The sequence below is a fragment of the Streptomyces sp. NPDC050988 genome (assembly GCF_044456225.1).
Classification (GTDB): domain Bacteria; phylum Actinomycetota; class Actinomycetes; order Streptomycetales; family Streptomycetaceae; genus Streptomyces.
This window is the reverse complement of record NZ_JBITFQ010000002.1, coordinates 529,948-552,490: the sequence shown is the minus strand read 5'-3', so window position 1 is coordinate 552,490 and position 22,543 is coordinate 529,948. Positions and strand designations below refer to the sequence as shown.

Annotated in this window: 22 protein-coding genes; 11 read left to right on the top strand and 11 right to left on the bottom strand. The window is 69.1% G+C overall.

Annotated elements, in window-relative coordinates; translation table 11 throughout:
* Positions 1-7: 7 nt before the first annotated feature.
* Positions 8-1,399 (bottom strand): FAD-binding oxidoreductase, encoded by a 1,392-nt coding sequence (locus ACIBEI_RS07345; RefSeq protein ID WP_398885971.1) that lies wholly within the window; start codon positions 1,397-1,399, stop codon positions 8-10.
* Positions 1,400-1,442: 43 nt separating this feature from the next.
* Positions 1,443-2,420, bottom strand: a complete 978-nt coding sequence (locus ACIBEI_RS07340) for an antibiotic biosynthesis monooxygenase (RefSeq protein WP_398885969.1) — start codon at positions 2,418-2,420, stop codon at positions 1,443-1,445.
* 77 nt (positions 2,421-2,497) lie between these two features.
* Here ACIBEI_RS07340 and ACIBEI_RS07335 point away from each other — a divergent pair, with 77 nt between their 5' ends.
* The gene (locus ACIBEI_RS07335) at positions 2,498-3,064 is read left to right on the top strand and encodes a nucleoside deaminase (RefSeq protein WP_398885967.1); all 567 of its coding nucleotides are present in this window, start codon (positions 2,498-2,500) and stop codon (positions 3,062-3,064) included.
* Positions 3,065-3,117: 53 nt separating this feature from the next.
* On the opposite strand, the gene ACIBEI_RS07330 is transcribed toward ACIBEI_RS07335, so the two are convergent.
* Complete coding sequence (locus tag ACIBEI_RS07330; RefSeq protein ID WP_398885965.1) at positions 3,118-4,062, bottom strand: AraC family transcriptional regulator; 945 nt, start codon at positions 4,060-4,062, stop codon at positions 3,118-3,120.
* Positions 4,063-4,170: 108 nt separating this feature from the next.
* Between ACIBEI_RS07330 and ACIBEI_RS07325 the strand changes: the two genes are divergently transcribed.
* A complete protein-coding gene (locus ACIBEI_RS07325) occupies positions 4,171-5,151 on the top strand; it encodes an oxidoreductase (RefSeq protein ID WP_398885963.1) in 981 nt (326 codons plus the stop codon).
* A gap of 162 nt (positions 5,152-5,313) precedes the next feature.
* Here ACIBEI_RS07325 and ACIBEI_RS07320 read toward each other — a convergent pair whose 3' ends face one another.
* The 4 genes from ACIBEI_RS07320 to ACIBEI_RS07305 all read right to left on the bottom strand — a co-directional run bounded on the left by ACIBEI_RS07320 (position 5,314) and on the right by ACIBEI_RS07305 (position 8,777).
* Positions 5,314-5,871, bottom strand: a complete 558-nt coding sequence (locus tag ACIBEI_RS07320) for a DUF1062 domain-containing protein (protein ID WP_398885961.1) — start codon at positions 5,869-5,871, stop codon at positions 5,314-5,316.
* Positions 5,872-6,170: 299 nt separating this feature from the next.
* Entirely contained in the window at positions 6,171-6,815 is a 645-nt protein-coding gene (locus ACIBEI_RS07315) for a class I SAM-dependent methyltransferase (protein WP_398885959.1), read from the bottom strand.
* An 82-nt stretch (positions 6,816-6,897) separates the two neighbouring features.
* Positions 6,898-7,266, bottom strand: coding sequence for a VOC family protein (locus tag ACIBEI_RS07310; RefSeq protein ID WP_398885957.1), 369 nt, complete (start codon positions 7,264-7,266; stop codon positions 6,898-6,900).
* Positions 7,267-7,388: 122 nt separating this feature from the next.
* Positions 7,389-8,777 (bottom strand): glycoside hydrolase family 43 protein, encoded by a 1,389-nt coding sequence (locus ACIBEI_RS07305; protein ID WP_398885955.1) that lies wholly within the window; start codon positions 8,775-8,777, stop codon positions 7,389-7,391.
* Between the two features lie 381 nt (positions 8,778-9,158).
* Here ACIBEI_RS07305 and ACIBEI_RS07300 point away from each other — a divergent pair, with 381 nt between their 5' ends.
* The 5 genes from ACIBEI_RS07300 (at position 9,159) to ACIBEI_RS07280 (ending at position 14,361) form a co-directional block, all read left to right on the top strand.
* A complete protein-coding gene (locus ACIBEI_RS07300; protein WP_398885953.1) occupies positions 9,159-10,385 on the top strand; it encodes a cytochrome P450 in 1,227 nt (408 codons plus the stop codon).
* A gap of 11 nt (positions 10,386-10,396) precedes the next feature.
* Entirely contained in the window at positions 10,397-10,597 is a 201-nt protein-coding gene (locus tag ACIBEI_RS07295; protein WP_398885952.1) for a ferredoxin, read from the top strand.
* Positions 10,598-10,613: 16 nt separating this feature from the next.
* Complete coding sequence (locus tag ACIBEI_RS07290; RefSeq protein WP_398885950.1) at positions 10,614-11,387, top strand: hypothetical protein; 774 nt, start codon at positions 10,614-10,616, stop codon at positions 11,385-11,387.
* Between the two features lie 722 nt (positions 11,388-12,109).
* Entirely contained in the window at positions 12,110-13,390 is a 1,281-nt protein-coding gene (locus ACIBEI_RS07285) for an MFS transporter (protein WP_398885948.1), read from the top strand.
* A gap of 206 nt (positions 13,391-13,596) precedes the next feature.
* Complete coding sequence (locus ACIBEI_RS07280; protein WP_398885946.1) at positions 13,597-14,361, top strand: alpha/beta hydrolase; 765 nt, start codon at positions 13,597-13,599, stop codon at positions 14,359-14,361.
* A 71-nt stretch (positions 14,362-14,432) separates the two neighbouring features.
* Here the strand turns inward: ACIBEI_RS07280 and ACIBEI_RS07275 are convergent, their stop codons facing one another.
* Positions 14,433-14,843, bottom strand: coding sequence for a VOC family protein (locus ACIBEI_RS07275; protein WP_307518428.1), 411 nt, complete (start codon positions 14,841-14,843; stop codon positions 14,433-14,435).
* 82 nt (positions 14,844-14,925) lie between these two features.
* A complete protein-coding gene (locus tag ACIBEI_RS07270; RefSeq protein ID WP_398885944.1) occupies positions 14,926-15,318 on the bottom strand; it encodes a helix-turn-helix domain-containing protein in 393 nt (130 codons plus the stop codon).
* A gap of 181 nt (positions 15,319-15,499) precedes the next feature.
* Here ACIBEI_RS07270 and ACIBEI_RS07265 point away from each other — a divergent pair, with 181 nt between their 5' ends.
* The 4 genes from ACIBEI_RS07265 (at position 15,500) to ACIBEI_RS07250 (ending at position 19,359) form a co-directional block, all read left to right on the top strand.
* Positions 15,500-16,102 carry a tellurite resistance TerB family protein gene (locus tag ACIBEI_RS07265; protein WP_398886335.1) on the top strand — a complete coding sequence of 201 codons (603 nt, stop codon included), beginning with the start codon at positions 15,500-15,502 and terminating at the stop codon, positions 16,100-16,102.
* Positions 16,103-16,391: 289 nt separating this feature from the next.
* A complete protein-coding gene (locus ACIBEI_RS07260) occupies positions 16,392-17,249 on the top strand; it encodes an SGNH/GDSL hydrolase family protein (protein ID WP_398886333.1) in 858 nt (285 codons plus the stop codon).
* A 117-nt stretch (positions 17,250-17,366) separates the two neighbouring features.
* Positions 17,367-18,728, top strand: a complete 1,362-nt coding sequence (locus ACIBEI_RS07255) for an NAD(P)/FAD-dependent oxidoreductase (RefSeq protein WP_398885942.1) — start codon at positions 17,367-17,369, stop codon at positions 18,726-18,728.
* Between the two features lie 202 nt (positions 18,729-18,930).
* Complete coding sequence (locus ACIBEI_RS07250; protein ID WP_398886331.1) at positions 18,931-19,359, top strand: cupin domain-containing protein; 429 nt, start codon at positions 18,931-18,933, stop codon at positions 19,357-19,359.
* A gap of 32 nt (positions 19,360-19,391) precedes the next feature.
* On the opposite strand, the gene ACIBEI_RS07245 is transcribed toward ACIBEI_RS07250, so the two are convergent.
* Both ACIBEI_RS07245 and ACIBEI_RS07240 read right to left on the bottom strand, forming a co-directional pair.
* Positions 19,392-20,285 (bottom strand): Gfo/Idh/MocA family protein, encoded by an 894-nt coding sequence (locus ACIBEI_RS07245; protein WP_398885940.1) that lies wholly within the window; start codon positions 20,283-20,285, stop codon positions 19,392-19,394.
* 147 nt (positions 20,286-20,432) lie between these two features.
* Positions 20,433-22,502, bottom strand: coding sequence for an iron ABC transporter permease (locus ACIBEI_RS07240; protein ID WP_398885938.1), 2,070 nt, complete (start codon positions 22,500-22,502; stop codon positions 20,433-20,435).
* Between the last annotated feature and the right edge of the window lie 41 nt (positions 22,503-22,543).

Sequence of the window (22,543 nt, the reverse complement as noted above, 5' to 3'; positions counted from 1 at the left end):
TGGGCGCTTACGGCGTGAGGTAGGTGTGGAAGACGTTCGCGGGGTCGTACGTCGCCTTGAGGGCCTGTAGCCGCTCCCAGTCCTCCGGGGCGTACGACCTCCGAGCGCGGGAGGCATCGGCGGTGAGGTCGGCCTCGGCGACGTAGTGGCCGGTCCCGTACGGCTCGACGGCACGCATGGTGTCCCGGACCCAGCGGGTGTTGGCGCTGTCCGCCGCCGGGTCGTCCCAGATCGCGAAGGGGGCGACATAGGTCTCGCCCAGGACCGAGAAGGCCATGCCGTCGGAGAGGGAGCGGTCCCTGGAGGCGGGCCACAGGGGAGCGAGGACGAGCGACTGCTCGGAGGGGGCCTTCGCGAGCGCGGCGGCGAGGACCGGCAGCAGGGTCTCGTACTCGGTGTCCGACCACAGGGTGTCCACCGCGTTGCGGTGCTCTTGGGGCCAGAAGCCGGAGGACGTGCCGTACAGGTCCTCGAAGGTCCTCGGCTCATCCGTCTGTTGGAACAGAGCGCGTTCGGCGAACGGGCAGGCCCGCAGTGGGTCCAGGCAGCGGACGGCCTCGTCGCGCGTGCGACCGAAGGCGGTACCGGTGAAGCTGATCACCTTGGGCCTCGGCGAATTCGCCGCGATCTCCGGGGAGGCGGTCGAGAGCATGAAGGACGCCTCGACGTTCGCCGGGAGGCGCTGGGCTGCTTCGGTGGCCCAGCGGGTGACCCTTTCGACCTCGGTCAGGGGAAAGGTGTACGTGGTCTCGGCGACCGCCGCCGGAAGGTCGTGCAGTGTCACGTGGAAGCGGGTGGCGACCGCGAAGAAGCCGGGTCCCGCGCCGCGCGCGGCCCAGAAGAGGTCGGGGTTCTCGCTTCGGCTGCAGGTGAGGGCGTCGCCGTCAGCGGTGACCACCTCGACCGCGTCCACGCTGGCGGCAGCCGGACCGTGAAGGCCGGAGTTCCAGCCGAGGCCGCCGCTGAGGAGGTAGCCGCTCAGGGCGACGGGCCCGCAGTGTCCGGCCGGGAAGGCGAGGCCGTGCGGGGCCAGCGCGGCGACGAACTCGCGGCCGGTGAGCGCGGGTTGCACGGCCGCGGTGCGCGCGGCCGGATCGATCTCGCAGGCGTTGAGCGCGGAGAGGTCGATGAGCATGCCGCCGTCACGCAGCGGGGAGCCGCACCAGCTGTGCCCATGGGAGCGAACGGCTACCCGGAGACCTTCGGAGCGGGCCAGCCGGATGGCCGCCCGGACATCGTGATCCGAGGCGACCCGGACGATGAGGTCCGGAAAGCGCTCCGGCTTGAGACCGTTCCACAGCATGGCCGACCAGGTGCTGTCGTAGGCGGCGTCGCCCCGCCGGACGATCTCCCCTTCGATCACTTCGCCGACTTCGCCAACTCCGCCAACTCCGCTCATGATGCGCTCCTCAGTCGGTGGTCGGTCGGTGGTCAGCCGGTGGTCAGTCCGTGGTCAGCCCGAAAATCAGGATGCACAGCCCCCAGCACAGCATCACGAGGGCTGCCCCCGCCACATGGATTCGTACGGAACGCGCCCGGCTGGGCACCAGCCAGAAGGAGAGAACCCGGTTCACCAAGGGCATCAGCAGCCAGGTCAGAATGGAGACGCTCAGTATGTTTCCGATGAACAGGCCTATGTAGCCGGGCAGTCCTAGCTCGTCCAGTTCGAAACCGACCGTCAGATTCAGGACCATCACGGTGGGATACAGCGCCAGCACCACGGTCATGGCCTGTTTCCAGTTGGGCGGTACCGCCTCGTCCGCGCCTTCCCCGAAGCGGAACCAACCGCTGAACGCCGACTCCACCTTGCGTACGTCGTAGGAGGAGAAGTACTCCCGGCCCTCTTCGAGGAGCTTTTCGCGGGCGCCGGACACGAGCCACTCGTCGAGGTGTTCGCGGGTGTCGAATCTGAATACGACGACCCAGTTGTCCTGGATCCCCTCGACCGGCTTGAACAACTCGGTCCCCATGAAACCCGGGTACTTCTCCTGGGCCTTGAGGGCCTTGTCCTGCCACCGCATGAAGTCCTCTTCGCGGCCGGGCCGCACAGCGTGGGAGATGACCGCCGTGACGGCTTCCTCGTCCCGGAGAGGTGGCGTGCCGCCGACCAGGACCTCCTGGGTCGGCGTCCCGTCGAACAACGGACGTCCCTGGGCAAGCAGTTCCTGGCGCTCGCCGGACTCCATCCAGGCGGTCAGCAGGTCGATACGGGAGAAACGAAAGACCACCACCCATTCCCGCTCTTCGCCGGCGCCCGGGGGATAAATTTCCGTCCCCTCGAATCCGTCGAATGCGCGCACGGCCCGGTTGGTCCGCTCCTGCCATCGCTCATAGTCGTCGGCGCGGCCTTCCCGCACCTTCTGGGAGGTCACAACGGTCGCACCGTCGCCGGTCGGGGCACGGATTGCACTGACACCCATACGGAGTAGTCTAATTCCAAGGGGAGTTACCGGACAAACGGGGCAGTTTCCTCGGTGATGCCGAGCGGAGGTCCGACATGAGTCACAGGGAGTTTCTGACCGAAGCGGTACGGTTGGCGACCGAATCCGTCGACAAGAACTGGGGCGGTCCGTTCGGTGCCGTGATCACCCGGGACGACGAAATCGTGGCCCGGGGTCAGAACCGCGTTCTGCTCACCGGCGACCCCACCGCCCACGCCGAAGTGGAGACCATCCGCAAGGCCGTGCAACGTCTGAATCCCGAGGCTCCCTCGATATCGCCGGAACACCAGAACGAGAGCACCCTCGAATATGTACCGCGCCCCGAAGGGTCCCCCGACCCGGTACCGGAGCGGGCCCGGATGCTCAAGGGCTGCTCGATCTACATCAGCGGCGCCCCCTGCCCGATGTGCATGAGCGCCATCTACTGGTCGCGGATCGACAACGTCTACTACAGCTGCGATCTGAAGGCCACCCGCGAAATCGGCTTCGACGACGCCTTCCAGTACGAGGACTTCCAGAAGCCCCTCGACGAGCGCCGCATCCACGTAGAGCAAATCCACCCCGAACTCGGCGCCCAGGCCTACGAATCCTGGTCGCACAAGCCCGACCGGCATCCCTACTGATCCCGACCGGCATCACTGCGGATGCGGCATCCTGACTGAGGTCGCTGACGGGATCAGCTGTCGCTCGGACGAGTCCCGGCAGTGGCCTCCACCCGGTAGACCCGCGGCGCCACGCCCACCGATCGCTTGAAGGCGTTGCTGAAGGCGCTTTCGGAGGTATAGCCGACGGAGCGGGCGAGTGTCGCGACCGGGGCGGTGTCCTGCCTCAGGGCTCGGGCGGCCAGGCTCATGCGCCAGTTCAGCAGGTAGGTCAGGGGCGGTACCCCGGCCGCCTCCTTGAAACGTACGGCGAACGTGGTGCGGGACATCGACGCCGCCCGGGCGAGTTCCTCCAGCTGCCAGGGGTGGGCCGGGTCGCCGTGCATCAGGCGCAGGGCCGGGGCGAGCCGTTCGTCGGCCAGGGCGCGCAGCCAGCCGGGTGGCAGCCCTTCCGAGTCGGTCAGGCAGATCCGCAGCACCTGCACGAACATCAGCTGCGCGAGCTGGGCCGAGACGAACTCGGCACCGGCCCGGCCGGCCCTCATCTCCGCCACCAACTGCCCGATGAGCCACCGCAGTACGCCTGCCTCGGGCGAGTCGGCCCGTACGTGGACCAGCTCCGGCAGCGCCCGGCGCAGCAGGTCTCCGCGGTCCCGGCTCAGATCGATGTGCCCGGACACGCAGGAGACGTCCACCGCCTCGCCCTGGCCGAGCCGGGCCATCCGGGTCGCCGGGTCCATGACCACGTCGTCGGGGGAGACCGGCTCGACACCCGGCCGATTGCACAGCACGTACGGCTGGTCACCGTCGGAGACCACCACGTCCCCCTCGGTGAGCCGCAGGGGCTCACCGCCCGCCTCGCGGACCAGCAGACAGCTGCCGCGCAGCACGGCTTTCACCTTCAGGCGGTGGCGTCCGCGCAGCTCGATGGCCCAGTCCCCGCCGGCCGTGAAGCCACCGGAGAACACGCTGCGGGCGTCGGCGACGGCCAGGGCGTCGGACAACGGGTCTACGGTCATACTCGAACTATCACGCAAGTAATGCGGATTCTCAAGCATTCATCGTACGGATCAGTCGACCTACGGTGGTCTGGACAGCTCGTCCCGAGCCTTGAGGAGAGACCAGACATGACCACCACACAGCACCCCCTGGGTTCCGGCTTCGGCGCCACGTCGACCGCCGAGGAGGTGATCAAGGGGATCGACCTGACCGGCAAGGTCGCGATCGTGACCGGCGGCTACTCGGGCATCGGAATGGAGACGGCCCGCGTCCTGCGTGCCGCGGGTGCCGAGGTCGTCGTACCGGCGCGGGACGTGGAGCGGGCCCGGACGGCGCTCAAGGATGTGCCCGGAGCCGAGGTCGAGCACCTGGACCTGCTGGACCCGGCGTCCATCGACACCTTCGCGGAGAGGTTCCTGGCGTCCGGGCGTCCGCTGCACCTTCTGGTCAACAGTGCCGGGATCATGGCGACCCCGCTGGCGCGGGACGCGCGCGGATACGAGGGGCAGTTCGCCACCAACCACCTGGGGCACTTCCAGTTGACCACCCGGCTGTGGCCCGCGCTGGTCGCGGCGAAAGGCGCACGGGTCGTGGTGCTGTCGTCGCGGGGCATCCGCTTCGCCGGCGTCGACTTCGACGACCTGCACTTCGAGCACCGGAGCTACGAGCCGTTCCTGGCCTACGGCCAGTCGAAGACGGCCAACGCCCTGTTCGCCGTCGAGGTGGACCGGCGCGGACTGGCACAGGGCATCCGGGCGTTCGCCGTACACCCGGGGCTCATCATCGACACCGGCCTGGTCAAGCACCTCGACCCGGCGGCCCTCCAGGCCGCGGGCGCCCTGGACAGTGAGGGCCGGCCCGTCCGTGACCCCGAGCGCCAGATGAAGACCGTGCAGCAGGGCGCGGCCACGAGTGTCTGGTGTGCGACCAGCCCGCAGCTCGACGGTCTCGGCGGGGTCTACTGCGAGAACGTCGACATCAGCCCGCTGGTGACCCCGGAGAACGAGGCCGCCTGGGCCGGCGGGGACATCCCGGGCGTACTGCCCCGCGCCGTGGACCCGGAGGCGGCCGCCCGCCTCTGGAAGGTCAGCGAACGTCTCACGACCTGACCGTGGCGTCGATGCGAGCCGGCTCGGTCGATGCGGGCCGGCTCGTCGGCGTCGAGGTCCAGGTCGCGGCCACCCGCGACGCCGGGCCTCGATCCGTTGGGGGGCTGCTCGCATCGACGGAGCCGGAGGTCACCCGGCCGGCATGCCGCACCCGGGCAGGGCTCAGCGCTTGAGCGTGAAGGTGAAGTCGCCGGAGAGCTTGCCGCTCAGCCGGACTGCCGAAACGAGGCTCCCTTCCATGATCAGTCTCTCGACCTCGGCCCGCGAAAGACCGAAGCCTTCGGCGATCAGCCGCACCGGCCGGACCGGGATGCGTGCCGCGAAGCAGACCGAGACGTCGATGGCGTCGCTTGTATCGCCTACGCGGTTCGCGGCCCCGCGGTCCAGGTGATCCGGTCCGCCGGTGTCGAGACGCCAGGCGTTGTCCCAGTCGAGGGAGATGCGATTACGACGCCGTACGACCGGATCCTGGAGCAACTCGGCGGCCAGCACAGGGTCGTTGTCGTGGAGCCGGTCCAGCAACCCAGCTCGTACGGAGCGCACGTTCATCCGCTCCAGGACCGTCAGCTTCGTCGTTTCCCCGCAGGCGGTACAGAGCGCGAGGAGCCAGACGTCGATGAGCTTGTGGTTGGCGTTGACGCGAAACCTGCCGTTCGCCCGGAAGCGCTCGGACGCGCACGCGTGGCAACGGCGGAGGACCAGCGGTAGGCAGGTGGGCATGACCACCCAGTCTTCGAGCACAGAAGTACACCAGTTTCAGTGAGAGGTCCGCAGCAAAAAGGAGCGCGGCGCAGATGCGCGACGCGCGACGATTCAGCACTCGGGGGGTCTCACACGGTGTACAACGGCACGTCCTTGCCCAGACGACTCGATTCGGCAGCACGGTAGTGGCGCACAGCGTCGCTGCTCCACTGGTTTTCGAGGGCCTCACAGCCAGGTCCCGTCCGGCGGATCATGGACTGGGCCGGAGCCCATGGACTGGGCCAGAGCCCATGGACTGGGCCGGAGCCGAAACGTGGCTAGGCGAAGGTGGCGGACCGTGGTTCTGCGATGCCGACGAAGAACTCCTCCCGTGTCCGGATGTCGGCGGACCACCCCAACTCGGTGAGTTCGCCGGTGAGTTGCTCCGGGTCGTGGAAGACCTTCACGATGCGGTACTCGCTGCCGTCTTCGAGTCGACGCACTTCCCCGGCCACGTCCTCACGAGCAGCTGCGGCAGGGCCTTCGTCGATGAAGACGGCCCTGCCGTGCGGTGCGAGTGCGGCGGCCACGGTGTTCCAGAAGCCACTGAGCCGGGACGGCGGGACATGGGAGAGCCAGAAGGCGAAGAACACGGTGTCGTACCGGCGCGGCGGCTGCCAGTTGAACACGTCGACACGCTCGAACCGGACGTCGGCGGACGCTGTCCGTGCTCGGGCGATGCCCAGCACCTCCGGTGACGCGTCGACAGCGGTGACCGAGTGTGCCCGCGCGGCCAACGCCCCGGTCCACTGCCCTGTTCCGCAGGCCAGCTCCAGCACGTCCCCGGCAATCGGAAGGTCGTCCACCACAGTCAGCAGCTCGCGCAGATCCTCACGCTCGGCATAGACCCGGTCGTACTCGGGCGCGCGTGCTCGGTAGTAGGCCATCTGTTCCGTCAGAAGGGCATCGTCATTGACTGCCATGACGTCGACCCTAGTGTGGTCGGTCGCGTCACCACTGATCCCAGAACAAGCCAATGCGCGGCGCTAGAAGGGCTGGAAGGGATCAGCCTCTGATCATGCAGAAGGGATGGCCGGCCGGGTCGGTCAGGACCCGCCATCTGTCCTCGTTCGGCTGGTGATCTGGTTTGCCCGCGCCCAGTTCCAGCAGCCGGGCCTCGGCCTCGTCCAGGTCGTCGACGGCGAAGTCGAGGTGAAACTGCTGGGGAACCGTCTGGTCGGGCCAGCGCGGAGCCCGGTAGTCGTCGACCCGTTGAAAGCCGATGGAGAGCCCGTTCTCGCAGGTGAGAGCAGCGAAGTCGGCGTCGGATATCGGGTGGGGTTCGAGACCGGTGGCCTGCTGATAGAAGGCAGCCAGGGCCAGTGGATCAGGGCAGTCGAGTGTGACCGCGCTCAACTTCATCTGCAGGGGCACAGGATGGCACCTCCGGGCGATAGGGGGGCTTACGCGATGCACACCCTAGAGCCGGCCAAGAGGGCCGAGTGCACCGGGACCTGTGCAGAGTATCCCAGGAGACAACAGGGGACATGGTCCCGTCAGTAGCCGACGCGGAACGTCGCGTCCCGCTGTTCGGTGGACGTCGAGATCGGGTCGATGCGCAGCACGTAGTTGGCGTGGCGGATATGGCGGGTTGGGTTGTTGTACGAGCGGAAGGACGACCAGGTGCTGTCCGCGAGGCCCGCCGTGCGGTAGAAGGTCGCGTCGCCCGCGTACGTCGACGTCCCGTCGTTGACGTCGAGTTGGAGCTGGTAGTTGTAGTGCCGCAGATAGCGGGTGGGGTAGTTGACCGACTGGAAGGACACCCCGGAACTGTCGGCCAGCCCCGGAACGAGCTTCCACTGCGAGTCGGTGTACAGGTCGAAGGGGTAGGTGTCGATGCGGGCCGCGTAGTTGGCGTGGCGCACGTAACGGTCCGGGAAGTTGTACGACTTGAGCCGGTTCCAGGTCGGCGCGCCCCACTTGGTGAGCAGGTTGTTGTACTCGGCCGTGGTGATCGTCGCGATGCCGCAGTGCTTGGAGTTGACCGGCTGGGTGTAGGTCTTCTGGTCGAGTGCGGTCCAGGTGCCCGAGGCCAGGTTGGTGGACTGCCAGGCGTAGAAGACGCCGTTCGGGGTGTACGTGTCTCCCCAGAGGAACCATGTGTTGGATGTCAGCGACTTGAACACGGTCGGGGCCTCGGTGCCGCCGTGTGCGACGCCCGCGCTGAATTCGGTGAAGCTGCCGGGGTTGAGAGAGCCGGACCTTGCCGCCACCAGTGTCTGGTTCTTCTTGAAGAAGAGGTAGTTGACCCCGTTGACGCCGACGGCCATGTTGCCGTCGATGACGTCGTAGCCGGGGTCGAAGAAGACCTGCGGGGCCGAGGCGGTGACGAAGTCGCTGGTGTAGTTCACCATGATCACGTTGTGGCCGCTGGAGTTCACCGAGGAGTAGATGACAGCGTACTGACTCCGCCCGGCGTCCCAGAACGCCTCGGGGGCCCAGCTGTGGGTGGTCATGTCGTGGAGCTTGAGGCGGCGGTAGCCGGTGAAGGTGCGCAGGTCGGCGGAGTCCCAGACATGGATGTACTGGCTGTTGTAGCTCCAGTCCGTGCCCTTGAGGTCGGTGGCGATGACGACGAAGGTGCCGTCCTGCTTGCGCATGAGGAACGGGTCGCGCAGACCGAGGGCGCCCGCGGTGGGGGCGACCACGGGGTTGTTCTGGTTCAGCGGCGTCCAGTTGAGCGAGTCGGTGCTGACGGCGAGGTGAAGGCCGTAGTCGGTGCCCGCGCCCAGGCTGGTCGACTCGGTGAAGTAGCACATCACATAGGCCGAGTCGGCCGCGTGGGCGGTGCCGGCACCGAGGGTCAGTACGCCGGACATGGCCAGGGGAGTGGCGGCGGCCATGCCGAGGAAGAGCCGGCGGGACGGCTGGGGTCTTTCGCTCATCGTGGTCTCCAGGCGGCGCACGGGGGCGGGTGAGAGGCTGCGCGCGGGGCGGGGGAGCGGGGACGTGAAGTGCGCAGCCGGGCAAGCAAGTTGGGCGAGATTTCGAACGAGGTTCGGAAAGTCGATCAGAAGGTAGAGCGCTGTTCGGTGCGCGTCAATCACTCTGTCGAGGCTGTGGTGAATCTGTGCCGCCCAAGCGGCGGGCCTCCGTGGGGAGGGGGTGCCACGTTCGACGGACCGGCCGGACTCGCACACCGGAGCGGTCAATTCCGGCCAGATTGTCCCCTTCGCGGATCTGGCCGAAGTCGGTGTCGCCTCATTAGATGCCCGCGGCATCTAATGAAGATCGGTACGACGCACCCTTCGTCCGCGAGGTCTTCGATGACAGACATGACGGATACGGCAGACGTGAAGCCGCTCTCGGCCCCCGTCGCCTTCCCGCAGGACCGAACCTGTCCCTTCCAGCCACCCACGGGCTACGACCCTCTGCGCACCGCCCGCCCCCTCGCCCGCGTGACCCTCTACGACGGCCGGACCACCTGGCTGGTCACCGGCCGTGACCTGGCCCGCAGCCTGCTCGCCGACTCCCGCCTGTCGTCCGACCGCATGCGCCCCGGCTATCCGGCCACCTCGCCGCGCATCGTGGCGTTCCGCGACCGTCGGGCCGCCCTGCTGAACGTCGACGACCCCGAACACCACGCCCAGCGGCGGATGCTGGTCCCGAGTTTCACGCTCAAGCGCGCCGCCGCGTTGAGGCCGGCCATCCAGCGGATCGTCGACGAATGCCTCGACGCGATGCTCGCGCAGGGCCCGCCCGCCGAGTTGGTGAACGCCTTCGCGCTGCCCGTCCCCTCGACGGTGATCTGCGAACTGCTCGGTGTCCCGTACGCCGATCACGAGTTCTTCGAGGAGCAGTCCCGTCGGCTGCTGCGCGGCCGGGACGTGGACGAGGTGCGGGACGCGCGCGACCAGCTCGACGGCTATCTCGGTGCGTTGATCGACCGCAAGTCCGAGTCGTCGGCCGGTGACGGTGTACTCGACGCCCTGGTCCACGAGCAGTTGAGCGAGGGCGCGGTGGACCGGCAGGAGGCGATCGCGCTGGCCACGATCTTGCTGGTGGCCGGCCACGAGACGACCGCCAACATGATCTCGCTGGGCACGTACACCCTGCTGCAGCACCCCGATCGGCTGGCGGAGCTGCGGGCCGACCCGTCGCTGTGGCCAGCCGCCGTCGACGAGTTGATGCGGATGCTGTCCATCGCGGACGGGCTGCTGCGGCAGGCCACGGAGGACATCGAGGTGGCCGGGACGACGATCCGCGCCGGTGAGGGCGTGGTCTTCGCGACGTCCGTCATCAACCGCGACGGGGAGGCCTACGCGGAACCGGACACCCTCGACTGGCACCGCCCCACCCGCCATCACGTGGCGTTCGGCTTCGGCATCCACCAGTGTCTCGGCCAGAACCTCGCCCGTGCCGAAATGGAGATCGCCCTGCGTTCCCTGTTCGAGCGGGTGCCCGGGCTGCGGCTCGATGTGGCGCCGGACGAGGCTCGCTTCAAACCGGGCGACACGATCCAGGGAATGCTGGATCTCCCCGTGGCCTGGTAGGGGGTCTCCTCATGCACATCGACATCGACACGGACGTATGCATCGGCGCCGGCCAGTGCGCGATGTCCGCCCCGGCCGTCTTCACCCAGGACGACGACGGCTTCAGCACCCTCCTGCCCGGACAGGAGGACAGCGACGACCCGATGCTCCGGGAAGCGGCCCGGGCCTGCCCGGTCGGGGCCATCAAGGTGTCGGAATCCGCGCGACCGTGACCGCCGTGGTGGCCCCTTGGACAGGGGCCACCACAGCTACGCCGCCAACGCGTCGCTCTCGTCCGGCGGGTCAGAATCCGGCATCGGCATCCCGGTTACGTCGGCGGTCGGCGGACGCGGGACGCCTGCTCGTAGAGTGGGCGAGCCGGAGGCGGCCACAGGACTCGTCCTGACCGGACCGAACGCCGCACAGGCCGGCACCGTCGTCGACATCCCGGCGCCCACGCCGGGCGGCGTCTCCATGACGATGAAGTTCTACGGGGCGGTCGTGCCCCAGCCCTACACCCCGGACCCGGACGCCGCGTACAACGAACCGAACACCTGCCAGCTGTACTTCCGGCAGTTCGACCCGTCCTCCGGCTGTGGCGGCTTCAAGCTCGGGACGGTGTTGCACAACGTTCGCGAGCAGCCCGGCTACAAGGCGGAACTGGCCGGAACCGGCTACTTCGACGCGTATGCCGACACCGACCGTACCTTCGGCTGTCTGCGTCCTGACGGCAGTTTCGACCACTCCACCGCCTTTGTCGTGCACCAGGACCAGCGCCGCCTGTCCCCGGTCTATGTCGAGGGCGGCGCCGCCAACCTCGTCCAGCGGTTCCGGGACTATCCCGACGGCGAATACGGGCCCAACTGGTTCGTCAACTTCACCCCGATCGTGGACGTCGACTGCCCGGCCGGCATGACCCCGACCGAGTACGGACTCAAGGTCAGCAACGTGCGGGTCTCGATCGACGACCCCGAGATCTTCGGTACGACGACGTGGGCGTACCCGGGGCCGTTCTACGCGTAGAACGTCGAGGAACCGGTGCGTACGAGGGCCTGCCCGGCCCCGAATGGCTCCCAGGCCCTCGTACGCCATGCTGACCGGTCGGTCCGGGACGACCCGAACTGTCCATCTCGCCAGTGGAGTCGACACCTGTGGCCGGGCGCCGGTGCGGACATGACGCGGAAAACTCGTGCGCAATCCGTGGTTGATTGCGCAACAAGGCTTATGGCAAGGTCACTTCACAACTGTCGGGCGTGCCGCTTCGAACCGCAGGCCTGATTTCCCTCTTGCCCCCACTCGAGTGGAGTCCGCGTGCCCAAGAGCTCGCACCCTGGCGTGGACGGACAGCGTCCCCGTCACAGCCATGCCCGCCGCCGAGCGGAGCGGCACGCGTGGGGCAACCGGCATCCCTTCGGTGCACGGTCGCGGGAATCCCTGAGGCATGTCCGACGAGGCCACGCAGCCGTTCAAGGGCCCGCGCCGACGGTGCGCGGACGGCGGTGCGACGGCCGCGTATCGCGTACGAACAACGCCTGATGCCCTGCTGATCGAGTGCAGCGCTTCCCGCTCGACACGGCCGACGACGGAAGCTCCCCGAGTGCCGGACACGGCCTTGTAGGAACGGCTTCGGCACATACTTTCCGGCTTCAGGCCAAGAACCATCGACCGGGTCCTTCATGTAAAGGGCCGTCAGGTCCACCCCTCCCCCTTTGTCATGCCACCGCTGACTGAAAGCACCCCACTCCGTGACCATCTCGATTTATGAGGGCCTACCGGCCGGTCGGCACGCAGCCATTCCCCAGGGCAGCCTGCTCCGCCGGGTATACGCACCCAGAGCCTTCGACGCGCTGGCTTTCTCCATGTGCACCTACGCCATGCCGCTGCTGGTGCTGGCAACGACCAAGTCGGCCTCTCTGACAGGTCTCGCCTTCGCGCTGGAATGGCTTCCGCGAGTGGCGGCCTTCGGCCTGGCGGGCGACCTGGTCGACCGGCGTGGGGCCGCGATCGTGTTCTTCCTGGCCTCCCTGGCACGGGCGCTGCTCGTGGCGGCGGGAGGCGTCGCCCTGTTCATGCTTCCGAGCGGGACGGCCGAGACGGTCACCGTGATGGCGCTGGCCGCCGGAACAGGTGCCCTGACACAGTTCAGTTTCATCGCCAACGAGGCCGTGGGCGCGATAGTCAGCCGGCGAACGGCGGGCCAGGCGCACAAGGTGCAGGCAGTGCTGATCGGCATCGACCAGACCGCCACCCTCACCGGGCCCGCGCTGGGAGGTGTGCTCCTGCTCGCCGGGCCGAGCCACATGCTCGCCGTCCTCGGGGTGCTCTCCGTCCTCGCAGCCTGTCTCGCCCTGCAAACCCCGCCGACGCCACTGCGCGGCTCGGCGAAGAACGGTGTGCGACGGCAGGCAGGGCTCAAAACCGGGTGGCGCACGCTGAGTTCGCTGCCCGTACTGAGCTGGCTCGTGGCCGGGCTGGTCGTCTCCAACCTCGCCCTCGGGCTGTTGCAGGCCGCCAGCCCGATCATCGTGATCGAGCGCTTCGGGCTCACCTCGGCAGCCGTGGGCACCCTCTGGTCGGCGGCAGCGGCCTCCACCCTCCTCGCCGTCGCGGCCTGCCGAATCGCGCTCAACCGGCTGGGCCTGTGGGGAGTCGGTGTGGTCTGCTCCACCGTCGCGTCCGCCGCCTGCCTCGCGCTGGCCCAGGCGCCCACCTACGTCTCGTACGTCCTGGTCATGGCGCTCTTCATGGCAGCCGACGGCGGCCTGACCGTCGTACTGCGCACACTGCGCTCACTCCTCATACCCCCGGCCGCCTTCGGAAGCACCCTCTCTCTGACCATCCTGCTCCTGCTGCTGCCCTTCCCGGTCGCGGGAATTGTGGTTGCTCTGACACCGTTGTCGGCGCTCCAGCACGCAATTCTGGTGTGCGGCGTACTCCAGGCCGTCGCCCTCGGCCTCGCCTTCCTGCGGCTGCGGGGCGATCCGGTGCTGCGCGGCTCCGGCAACATGGCCCAGGCGACGGCCTGACGGCGAGGTGGCCCAGGGTCAGGAAAAGGGTTGGGCGGGACGACGCCCGGACTGCTAGCTTGCAGTCGATCGTGACATCGAGCGAGGAGGTGAGACCCATGAACGCCGTATCCATGTGGGTGCTCCCCCTCCCGTTCACGGCCGGGCGATTGACATAGGTGTCGCCGGGAGCGCCTCGACAAGGCACTCCCGAAAGGCAACACCCCATGTATTCTGTGCACTTCACCGCGGAGACATCGTCGAACGGTCTCCGCGAACGAGACTTCACCGTAGGTGAGATCCCCGGCGTTCTCTGGTCGTCGGCCTCCGGCTCCGATCGCGCGCCCCTGGTGCTGCTGGGTCACGGCGGCGGCACGCACAAGAAGGCGCCCGCGATGACGGGCCGCGCGCAACTCCTCGTCGCCGGCTGCGGTTTCCACGTCGTCGCCATCGACGCGCCCGGTCACGGCGGCCGACCGCGCACTGCTCACGACGAGCGGGAGATCGCCGCCATGCAGCAGGCCATGGCGGCGGGCGAACCGGTCGGCCCGATCGTCGTCCGGTACAACTCCCACCTGGCGGACCGTGCCGTACCGGAGTGGCGGGCGACCCTGGACGCCCTCCAGGAACTGCCCGAGATCGGAACCGACGGGCCGGTCGGCTACTTCGGTCTGAACATGGGCACCGCGATCGGGGTACCGCTGACCGCGGTCGAACCCAGGATCACCGCCGCGGCCTTCGGCCTCCACTGGCCCGACGCGCTGGCCGAGTACGCGCGGCGGATCACCGTACCGATCGAGTACGCGCTCCAGTGGGACGACGAGCACATCCCACGCGAGTCCGGCCTCGCGCTGTTCGACGCCTTCGCCCCCAAGGAGAAGACGTTGCATGCCAACGCGGGCGCGCACAAGGAATTGCCCCGGTTCGAGGCCGACAGCGCGGTCCGGTTCTTCGCCCGGCATCTCGGCCGGGCTGTGACGTCACCGGCGTGACGTGACGGGTATCGGCGTCCGGCCATCGGCGTCCGGCCATCGGCCGGGCGCCGATACAGCTGTCAGGAGTCCTACGCCTTCGGCTGGGTGAAGCGGATGCTGTTTCCGAAGGGGTCGCGGAGCCCGCAGTCGATTCCGTACGGACGCTCGGTGGGCTCCTCGGTGAACTCGACGCCCCTGGCCAGCAGCTTCTCGTACGTCTTGCGGCAGTCGTCGGTGGTGAAGATGAGGTGGCCGCCCATCGCTCCCTTGGTCAACAGCTCCCGCACCTGCTGCGCCGTCTCCTCGGAGAGCGCCGGAGGGCCTGGCTTCTCCAGCAGGATCTGGCGGTCGGGGTGACCGGGGACGTTGACGGTCAGCCAGCGCATGAAGCCCAGGGACACGTCGGTGTTGACCTCCAGGTCGAGCTTGCCCACGTAGAAGTCGAGGGCCTCGTCCTGGTCGAGGACGTAGATCTGCGAGTGCGTGATAGCGGTGAACATGTGCATCACGCTATCGAGCCGACCGGACGAAAACTTATCCAAAACTGCTCAGCCGGCGGGATGGCATGGGCCGTGCGGACGGTCAGTCGCTCGGACGCATCCACGCCATGGCGAAACATGTCGGTACGGCCGCGGTCACCGCCTCGCGGCGGTATGCCCTCGGCGACCGGCCGACGATGTCGCGGAACGTGCGACTGAAGGTTCCCGGGCTGCCGAAGCCCACCTGGTAGCAGATGTCCGTCACGCTGCGGTCGGTCTCCCGCAACAGGAACATCGCCCGCTCGACCCGGCGGCGCTGCAGATAGCGGTGCGGTGTCTCGCCGAACGTGGCCCTGAAGGTGCGGGTGAAGTGCGCCTGGGACACATGCGCGATCCGGGCCAGGGCCGGGACGTCCAGCGGCCGCGCGTAGCCACGGTCCATCGCATCCCGTGCCCGAAGCATGCGACGGTTGCTCTCCTCTGCGGCACGACTCACGAAGCCATCACATCACGGTCCTGCGTGGCCCGTGAAAGAGGCCGCAGACCAGGATTGTTTTACGTTGCCTTTGCCATTCGGGAACCTTGGTGGCTGCGAAGAGCGTTCACTTGTCGCGGGGCGTGAACCAGCGCGACCGATGATCAGTACCGGACAGGCAACAGAAGCCGAGGTGGCAGTAGTGGCGATGTGGGACCGGCTCAAGGACCAGGCCAAGAACCTCCAGCAGTCCCAGAGCGGCAGGGGATCGGGGGGACAGGGGCAGGCTCCCTATGGGCAGGGCCAGGCTCCGTACGGGCAGGGCCAGCGTGGTGGCCACGGATCCGGTTCGTCCTCCGGTGGCTCCAAGGCCCAGCTGGTCGGACTGCTCAAGTCCCAGCTCGCGTCGGTCAAGACCGAGCTCAAGAGCGGCGCGTACCGGGACGCGAGCATGGCCATGTGCGCGCTCGTGGCCGCGGCCGACGGACATGTGGAGCAGGCGGAGAGGCAGCGGGTCGAGGAGCTGATCGTCTCCAACGAGGTTCTGCAGAACTTCCCGGCGGACCAGCTTCGCCAGCGTTTCAACAAGCACCTGGACCAGCTCATCGCCAACTTCGAGGTGGGCAAGGCCGAAGCGCTGCGGGAGATCGCCAAGGCCGCCAAGAAGCCGGTTGAGGCCCGCGCGGTCATCCAGACGGGCATCGTGGTCGCGGGTGCCGACGGGCACTTCGACCAGTCCGAGCAGTTCGCCATTCGTGACGCCTGCGCCGCTGTCGGTCTGTCACCCACGGAGTTCGGCGTCTGACAGCTGCCGCCGCCGACTCAGCCGCCGCCGGCTCCCCCCCCGGAGTCGGCGGCCCCGCGGTCACGCCGAAGCGCATCCACGGCGCGAACCCGTTCCTCCTCCGTCCTACGTCCCTCTGTCCTGACGCGCCTCTGTCCTGAGGGCGAACTGGCCGGTATACAAGTTCAGTCACCACGCAAGGGCGCGCCGTCGGCGGCCCGGCACGCGGTGTTGGACCCAGGGGGGAATCTTGAAGAACCGTCGCACCCAGTCCGGCAGCACGGCAACGAACCGCCGACGCGCGACCGCGATGGGGGCGGCGGTCAGTGGCTGCGCCCTCGTCGTCGCGTCCGCGGCACCTGTCGCGGCGCACGGCGGCGGCCACGGCCGGGGCACGGACTACGTCTCGCTCGGGGACTCCTACACCTCGGGGCCTGGGATCCCGACGCAGGTGGACGCGAACTGCGCCCGCTCCGACCACAACTACCCCTCACTCGTCGCCGCGGAGCGAAGAGTGTCCACGTTCAAGGACGTGAGCTGTGGCGGTGCCACGACCGAGCAGATGTGGAAGGCACAGGGGACCAACCCTCCGCAGCTCAACGCCCTGCAGCGGGACACCGACCTGGTGACCGTCCAGATCGGCGGCAACGACATCGGGTTCAGCTCCATCATCAGCACCTGCGCCCAGCTGAGCTCGCAGGACCTCACGGGCGACCCGTGCCGGCGGCACTTCACGTCCTCCGGGGTCGATCAGCTGACGCTGAGGATCCTCGAAACGGCACCCAAGATCACCCGCGTCCTGCGGGCCGTGCACGCCAAAGCACCGCACGCCCGCGTGCTCGTCGTCGGCTACCCCGCTCTCCTGCCGGACGACGGCAGCGGCTGCTACCCCTCGGTGCCGTTCGCGGCGAAGGACTTCCCCTATCTGCGCGACACCGGCAAGCGCCTCAACCTGATGATGCGCGTGGTGGCGCGGTTGAACGGGGCCGAATACGTTGACACGTACGGACCCACGATCGGACACGACATGTGCAAGGCCCCCGAGGTCCGCTGGGTCGAACCGCTGCGACCGGCCTCGCCCGCGGCCCCGGCCCACCCCAACGCCAAGGGCGAGGCGGCCATGGCACGTGCCGTGCTGCGGAGCCTGAGCAAGGGGCACGGGCACTGACGGTCCTCCCACGAGGAGTGCGTTCGCTCGCCTCATCGGAGGATCAGCACGTGCGAAGGAGGGACTCACGGGGCAGAGGGACCGTGGGAAGACAGAACGTGCGCGGCCGGTGAAGGGATGGACATCGTGGTACGACCGAAGATCCTGGTGGTGGGAGCGGGCTTCGCGGGAGTCGGGTGCGTCCGGCGCCTGGAGCGCAAGCTCGGTTCCGACGAGGCCGACGTGGCGCTCGTGACACCGTTCTCCTACCAGCTCTATCTGCCCCTGCTCCCACAGGTCGCCTCAGGAGTGCTGACTCCGCAGTCGATCGCCGTGTCCCTGCGCCGCAGCCGCAAGTACCGCACCCGCATCATCCCCGGCGGTGCCATCGGTGTGGACCTGAAGGCCAAGGTCTGCGTCGTCCGCAAGATCACGGGCGAGATCGTGAACGAGCGGTACGACCACATCGTGCTGGCACCCGGCAGTGTCACGCGCACCTTCGACATCCCGGGCCTCACCGACCACGCCCGCGGTATGAAGACGCTCGCCGAGGCCGCGTACCTCCGCGACCACGTCATCGCACAGCTCGACCTCGCCGACGCCAGCCAGGACGAGGCAGAGCGGGCGGCGCGCCTTCAGTTCGTGGTCGTCGGCGGCGGCTACGCCGGTACGGAGACCGCCGCCTGCCTCCAGCTTCTGACGCACCAGGCCGTCAAGCGCTACCCGAGGCTCGACCCGAAGCTGATCAAGTGGCATCTGATCGACATCGCGCCGAAGCTGATGCCCGAACTGGGCGACAAGCTCGGCCGCAGCGCCCAGGAGATCCTGCGCAGGCGGGGCATCGACATCTCGCTGGGCGTCTCCATCGAGAAGGCAGGCCCGGACGAGGTCACCTTCACCGACGGCCGGGTCGTTCCGACCCATACGCTGATCTGGACCGCCGGAGTCGCGGCGAGCCCGCTCATGGCCACCCTGGGCGCCGAGACGGTCAAGGGGCGGCTCGCGGTCAGCTCGGAGATGTCCCTGCCCGGCCACGACGGCGTCTTCGCGCTCGGCGACGCCGCCGCCGTACCGGACGAGGCCAAGGACACGGAGGGCGCCATCTGCCCACCGACCGCTCAGCACGCGATGCGCCAGGGCAAGCACGTCGCCGACAACGTCATCGCCTCTCTGCGCGGACAGCCGATGACGCCGTACGTCCACAAGGATCTGGGACTCGTCGTCGACCTCGGCGGCTCCGACGCCGTGTCCAAGCCGCTCGGCGTCGAGCTGCGCGGCCTGCCCGCCCAGGTCGTCGCCCGCGGCTACCACTGGTCGGCGCTGCGCACCAATGTGGCGAAGGTCCGGGTGGCGACCAACTGGGCGCTGAACACGGTTGCCGGCCATGACTTCGTGGGCACCGGTCTGCTGTCCCGTACGTCCGCGAAGCTGCGGGACTTCGAGCACACGAACGCGTACTTGACCCCGGAACAGATCCGAGAGCGCGTCGAGAACGGTTGACGCGAGCGGCGCGAGCGTGCGCGGCCCGGCCGGTACACGAGTGGCCCGGAGCGATCCGGGCCACCGGGTGTGGACGGCGATGCGCGGGGGCAGTGAGCCTGTCGGGCCCAACTCGTCGGAAAAGCCGATGAGTTGGCCGATCCGGAGGAGGATCCCCGTGAGCAGCACGTCTCGGCTGGGCAAGGTCCGCAGAACGTTCGTCATGACCGGCTGCGCGGCCGCACTCGCCTTCGGGTCGAGTTCCGCACTCGCCACTCCCGGCAGCGGGGTCACCGGCACGGTTCTCGCCCAGGGCACCTCGGCCGGGACACTGAAGGTCAAGGCCAAGGGGCGTACGGACGTCATCGTCCGGTCCATCACCATCGCGCCGGGCGGCACGACGGGCTGGCACTACCACCCGGGCCAGCTCATCGCCGTCGTCAAGTCGGGCACACTCACTCGCACGCTGCAGGACTGCTCGGTGGAGGTCAGCCAGGCGGGCACTTCGTTCATCGAGCCGGCCGGGTCCCGTCACGTCCACGTCGGGCGCAACCTCGGGACCGAGCCGGTCGAGTTGTACGTCACCTACCTCGTGCCCAAGGGCAGCCCGCTGTCCCTCGACGCGGACGCGCCGGCGTGTGCCGGGAGTTAGGCACACGCCGGTGATTCAGTTCCGTAGCGCTCTCAGCGGACCGGGGGAGCGGTGCCCAACTGTGCTTCCGCATCCGTGAGGATCTCCGTCACCCGCAGGCCGAAGGCGGCGTCGCACGGATGCGGGCGACCGGTGCGGGCGGCTTCGAGGAGGGCGTCGGCGGCCCGGGTGAGAGCCTCGACCGCCCCTTCGGCGGACCCGGGCAGAACGGTCACCCCGGCCTTGCCCCGCAGCTCGACGGCGGCTCCGGCGGCCGCGGGCGGGGCCGTCAGGCTGAGAGTCAGGGTGCTCGACGCCCCGCCGACGTGGTGGAGCACCAGGTGAACGGTGTCCTTCGGGCCCCGCGCGGCGGCGGCCACCCGCTCGACGTCGCCGAGCACCGGCATCAGCACGGACAGGGCGTGCGGGCCGACATCCCAGAGTCCGCCCTTCTCCTGCCGCCACGGCGACGCGGCGAACGGGCTGTCGCTCGTGAACACGGCGCCGAGCCACTCGGCGCGCGCGGTGAACCAGCCCTCCGTGGCGGCCTGTTCGGCGATCCAGGCCTGGATCTCGGGCTGGAAGCGGCTGGTGAAGAAGACGACCGAGGCGACGCCGGCCTGCTCGACCGCCTCGACGACGGCGCGGCCCTCCTCCACGGTCGCCGCGAGAGGCTTGTCCAGCAGCAGATGGCAGTTCGCCCGCGCGGCGCGCGCCGCGAGCGGGGCCTGCACGGACGGAGGCAGGGCAATGGCGACCGCGTCCACCTTGGCGAGGAGGGCGTCGACATCCTCGTACGCCTGTGTCCCGTGACGGTCGGCCAGCGCCTTGGCCGCGTCGGCGCGCCTGCCCCAGACCCCCACGAAGTCCAGTTCGCGATGCCCGCTCAGGGCGGGAGCGTGAGCCATGTCGGCCCAGGGCCCAGTACCGAGCAGTCCGATGCGCATGCCGCCACCTCTCGTCGTGCCTGTCTCGTACGGTGGCCGCCGTCCGTGATCGTCCGGCTCCACCCGGGGTGAGCTTTTCACGCAGGCCCGGACGCTGCCCAGCCCCATCCACCGCAACGGTCAGAGCGAGCACACGGTCCCGCGCGGCTAGCGCCGGCTTCGTACCAGCAGATACAGGAAGTACGGAGTGCCGATGACCGCCGTCATCAGGCCGGCGCCCAGTTGGGCGGGGGCGATGACCGTGCGGCCGAGGAGGTCGGCCGTGCACACGAGCGCGGCGCCGAGGAGGACGGCGACTGGCACGACCCGTACGTGCCGCCGGCCCACGAGGGCACGTGCCGCGTGCGGGGCCACGAGGCCCACGAAGCCGATGGTGCCGGCCGAGGCGACGGCCGTCGCGCTGAGCAGGACGCTCACCACCAGGAAGCCGAGCCTGGCCGGGGACAGTCGCAGGCCGAGGAGCCGAGGGGTGTCCGCGTCCAGGGAGATGAGGTCCAGCTCGGTGCGCCGGGCGACCGCGACGACAAGGCCCAGCACCAGCACGAGCGCGACGGGCAGTACGTCCGGCATGGTCCGGCCGTACGTCGAACCGGACAGCCAGGTCAGCGCCTTGGTGGCGTTGAACGGGTCGGTGAGCACGATGAGCAGGCTGACCAGTGCCGTCGTACCGGCGGCCATGCCGATGCCGACGAGGACCAACCGGTTCTGCCGGTAGCCGCCCCGGGCGGCCAGCCCGAAGACGATGACGGAGGTGATCGCGGCGCCCGCGAAGGCGGCCCCCGCGACGCTCCAGGTGCCGGCGACGGGAACGGTGGTGACGAGGAGCACGGCGCCCAGTGCGGCTCCGCCGGACACGCCCAGCACCCCCGGCTCCGCGAGCGGGTTGCGGGTCACGGCCTGCACCAGCGTGCCGGCCAGGGCGAGCGCCGCGCCCGCGCACAGGGCCGCGAGCACCCGGGGCATCCGGGTGTCGAGAACGAAGGACACGGTCCGACCGGCCCGCCCCTGCGCCCAGTTCACGACATCGCCGAGCAGGAGCTTGCTGTCGCCCAGCAGCGCGCCGGTGATCGTGACGCCGACGACCACGGCGACGAGGGCGGCCAGTGTGGCCAGGAACGCCGTCCGGCTGGGGATGCGCATCCGGTCCGGTGCCTCGGCTCCGGCCGTGTCCCGCAGCCGCAGGGCCATCACCACCAGGAACACGGCGCCGATGAGGCTGGTGACGACGCCGGTGGGGACGGCGACGGCCGTGTCCGAGGGTACGAGGGCCCGCAGCAGCACGTCCGAGCCGAGGACCAGGCCCGCGCCGACCACACCGGCCACCGGCAGGTTCGTACGAGTGCGGACGAGACCGCGGAACCGGCGGGCGAGTGGACGCACCAGGGCCGGTGCGCACAGGCCGACGAAGCCGATGGGCCCGGCGAGCGTGACCGCCGCCGCGGACAGCAGCGTGGCCAGTACGACCACGGTCACGCGGGTGGCGCGGACCGGGACGCCCAGTCCGCGCGCGGCGTCGTCACCCAGGGCGAGTGCGTCGACCCGACGGGAGGTCAGCAGCAGGCCGACGACTCCGGTCAGGGCGACGGGCAGCATCTGCAGGACACCGTCGAAGCCGTTCTGGCTGATGCTGCCCTGGTTCCACTGGTAGAGGCCCTCGGTCTGCTCGGGGAACAGCAGGAGCAGGCTTTCCGTCATGGAGGTCAGGCCCAGCGCCAGCGCGGTGCCGGCGAGGACCAGTCGTACGGTTCCCGTGCCGAGGCCGGACAGGGCGAGTACGACGGCCGCGGCCAGGAGCCCGCCGACGAAGGCGACCCCGGAGGAGGCGAGCAGCGGGAGCGAGACGCCGGTGGCGCCGACCAGTCCGAGCGCCAGGTACGAACCGGCGTTCACCGCGAGGGTGTCGGGAGCGGCGAGGACGTTGCGGCTGACGGCCTGCAGTACGGCGCCCGCCACGCCGAGGATGACGCCGACCAGGATGCCGGCGGTCATCCGCGGCAGCCGGGAGGCGATCACGACGGACGCGTCGGACGGATCGGCCTGCCCGGTCAGGGCCTTGAACACCTCGGCCGGTCCGACGGCCGCGGTGCCCTGGGTGATGTCGACGACGGCGAGGGCGGCGACCAGGAGGACGAGCCCGGCCGTCACCGCGACCGCGCCCGTCCGGGACGCGGCCGTCGGCGGACGGGTGACGGCGGGAGGCGTTGCGGTGACGGCCATGGCTCCGATACTTCGTCTGCTTCTGCTTCTGCTTCTTTTTC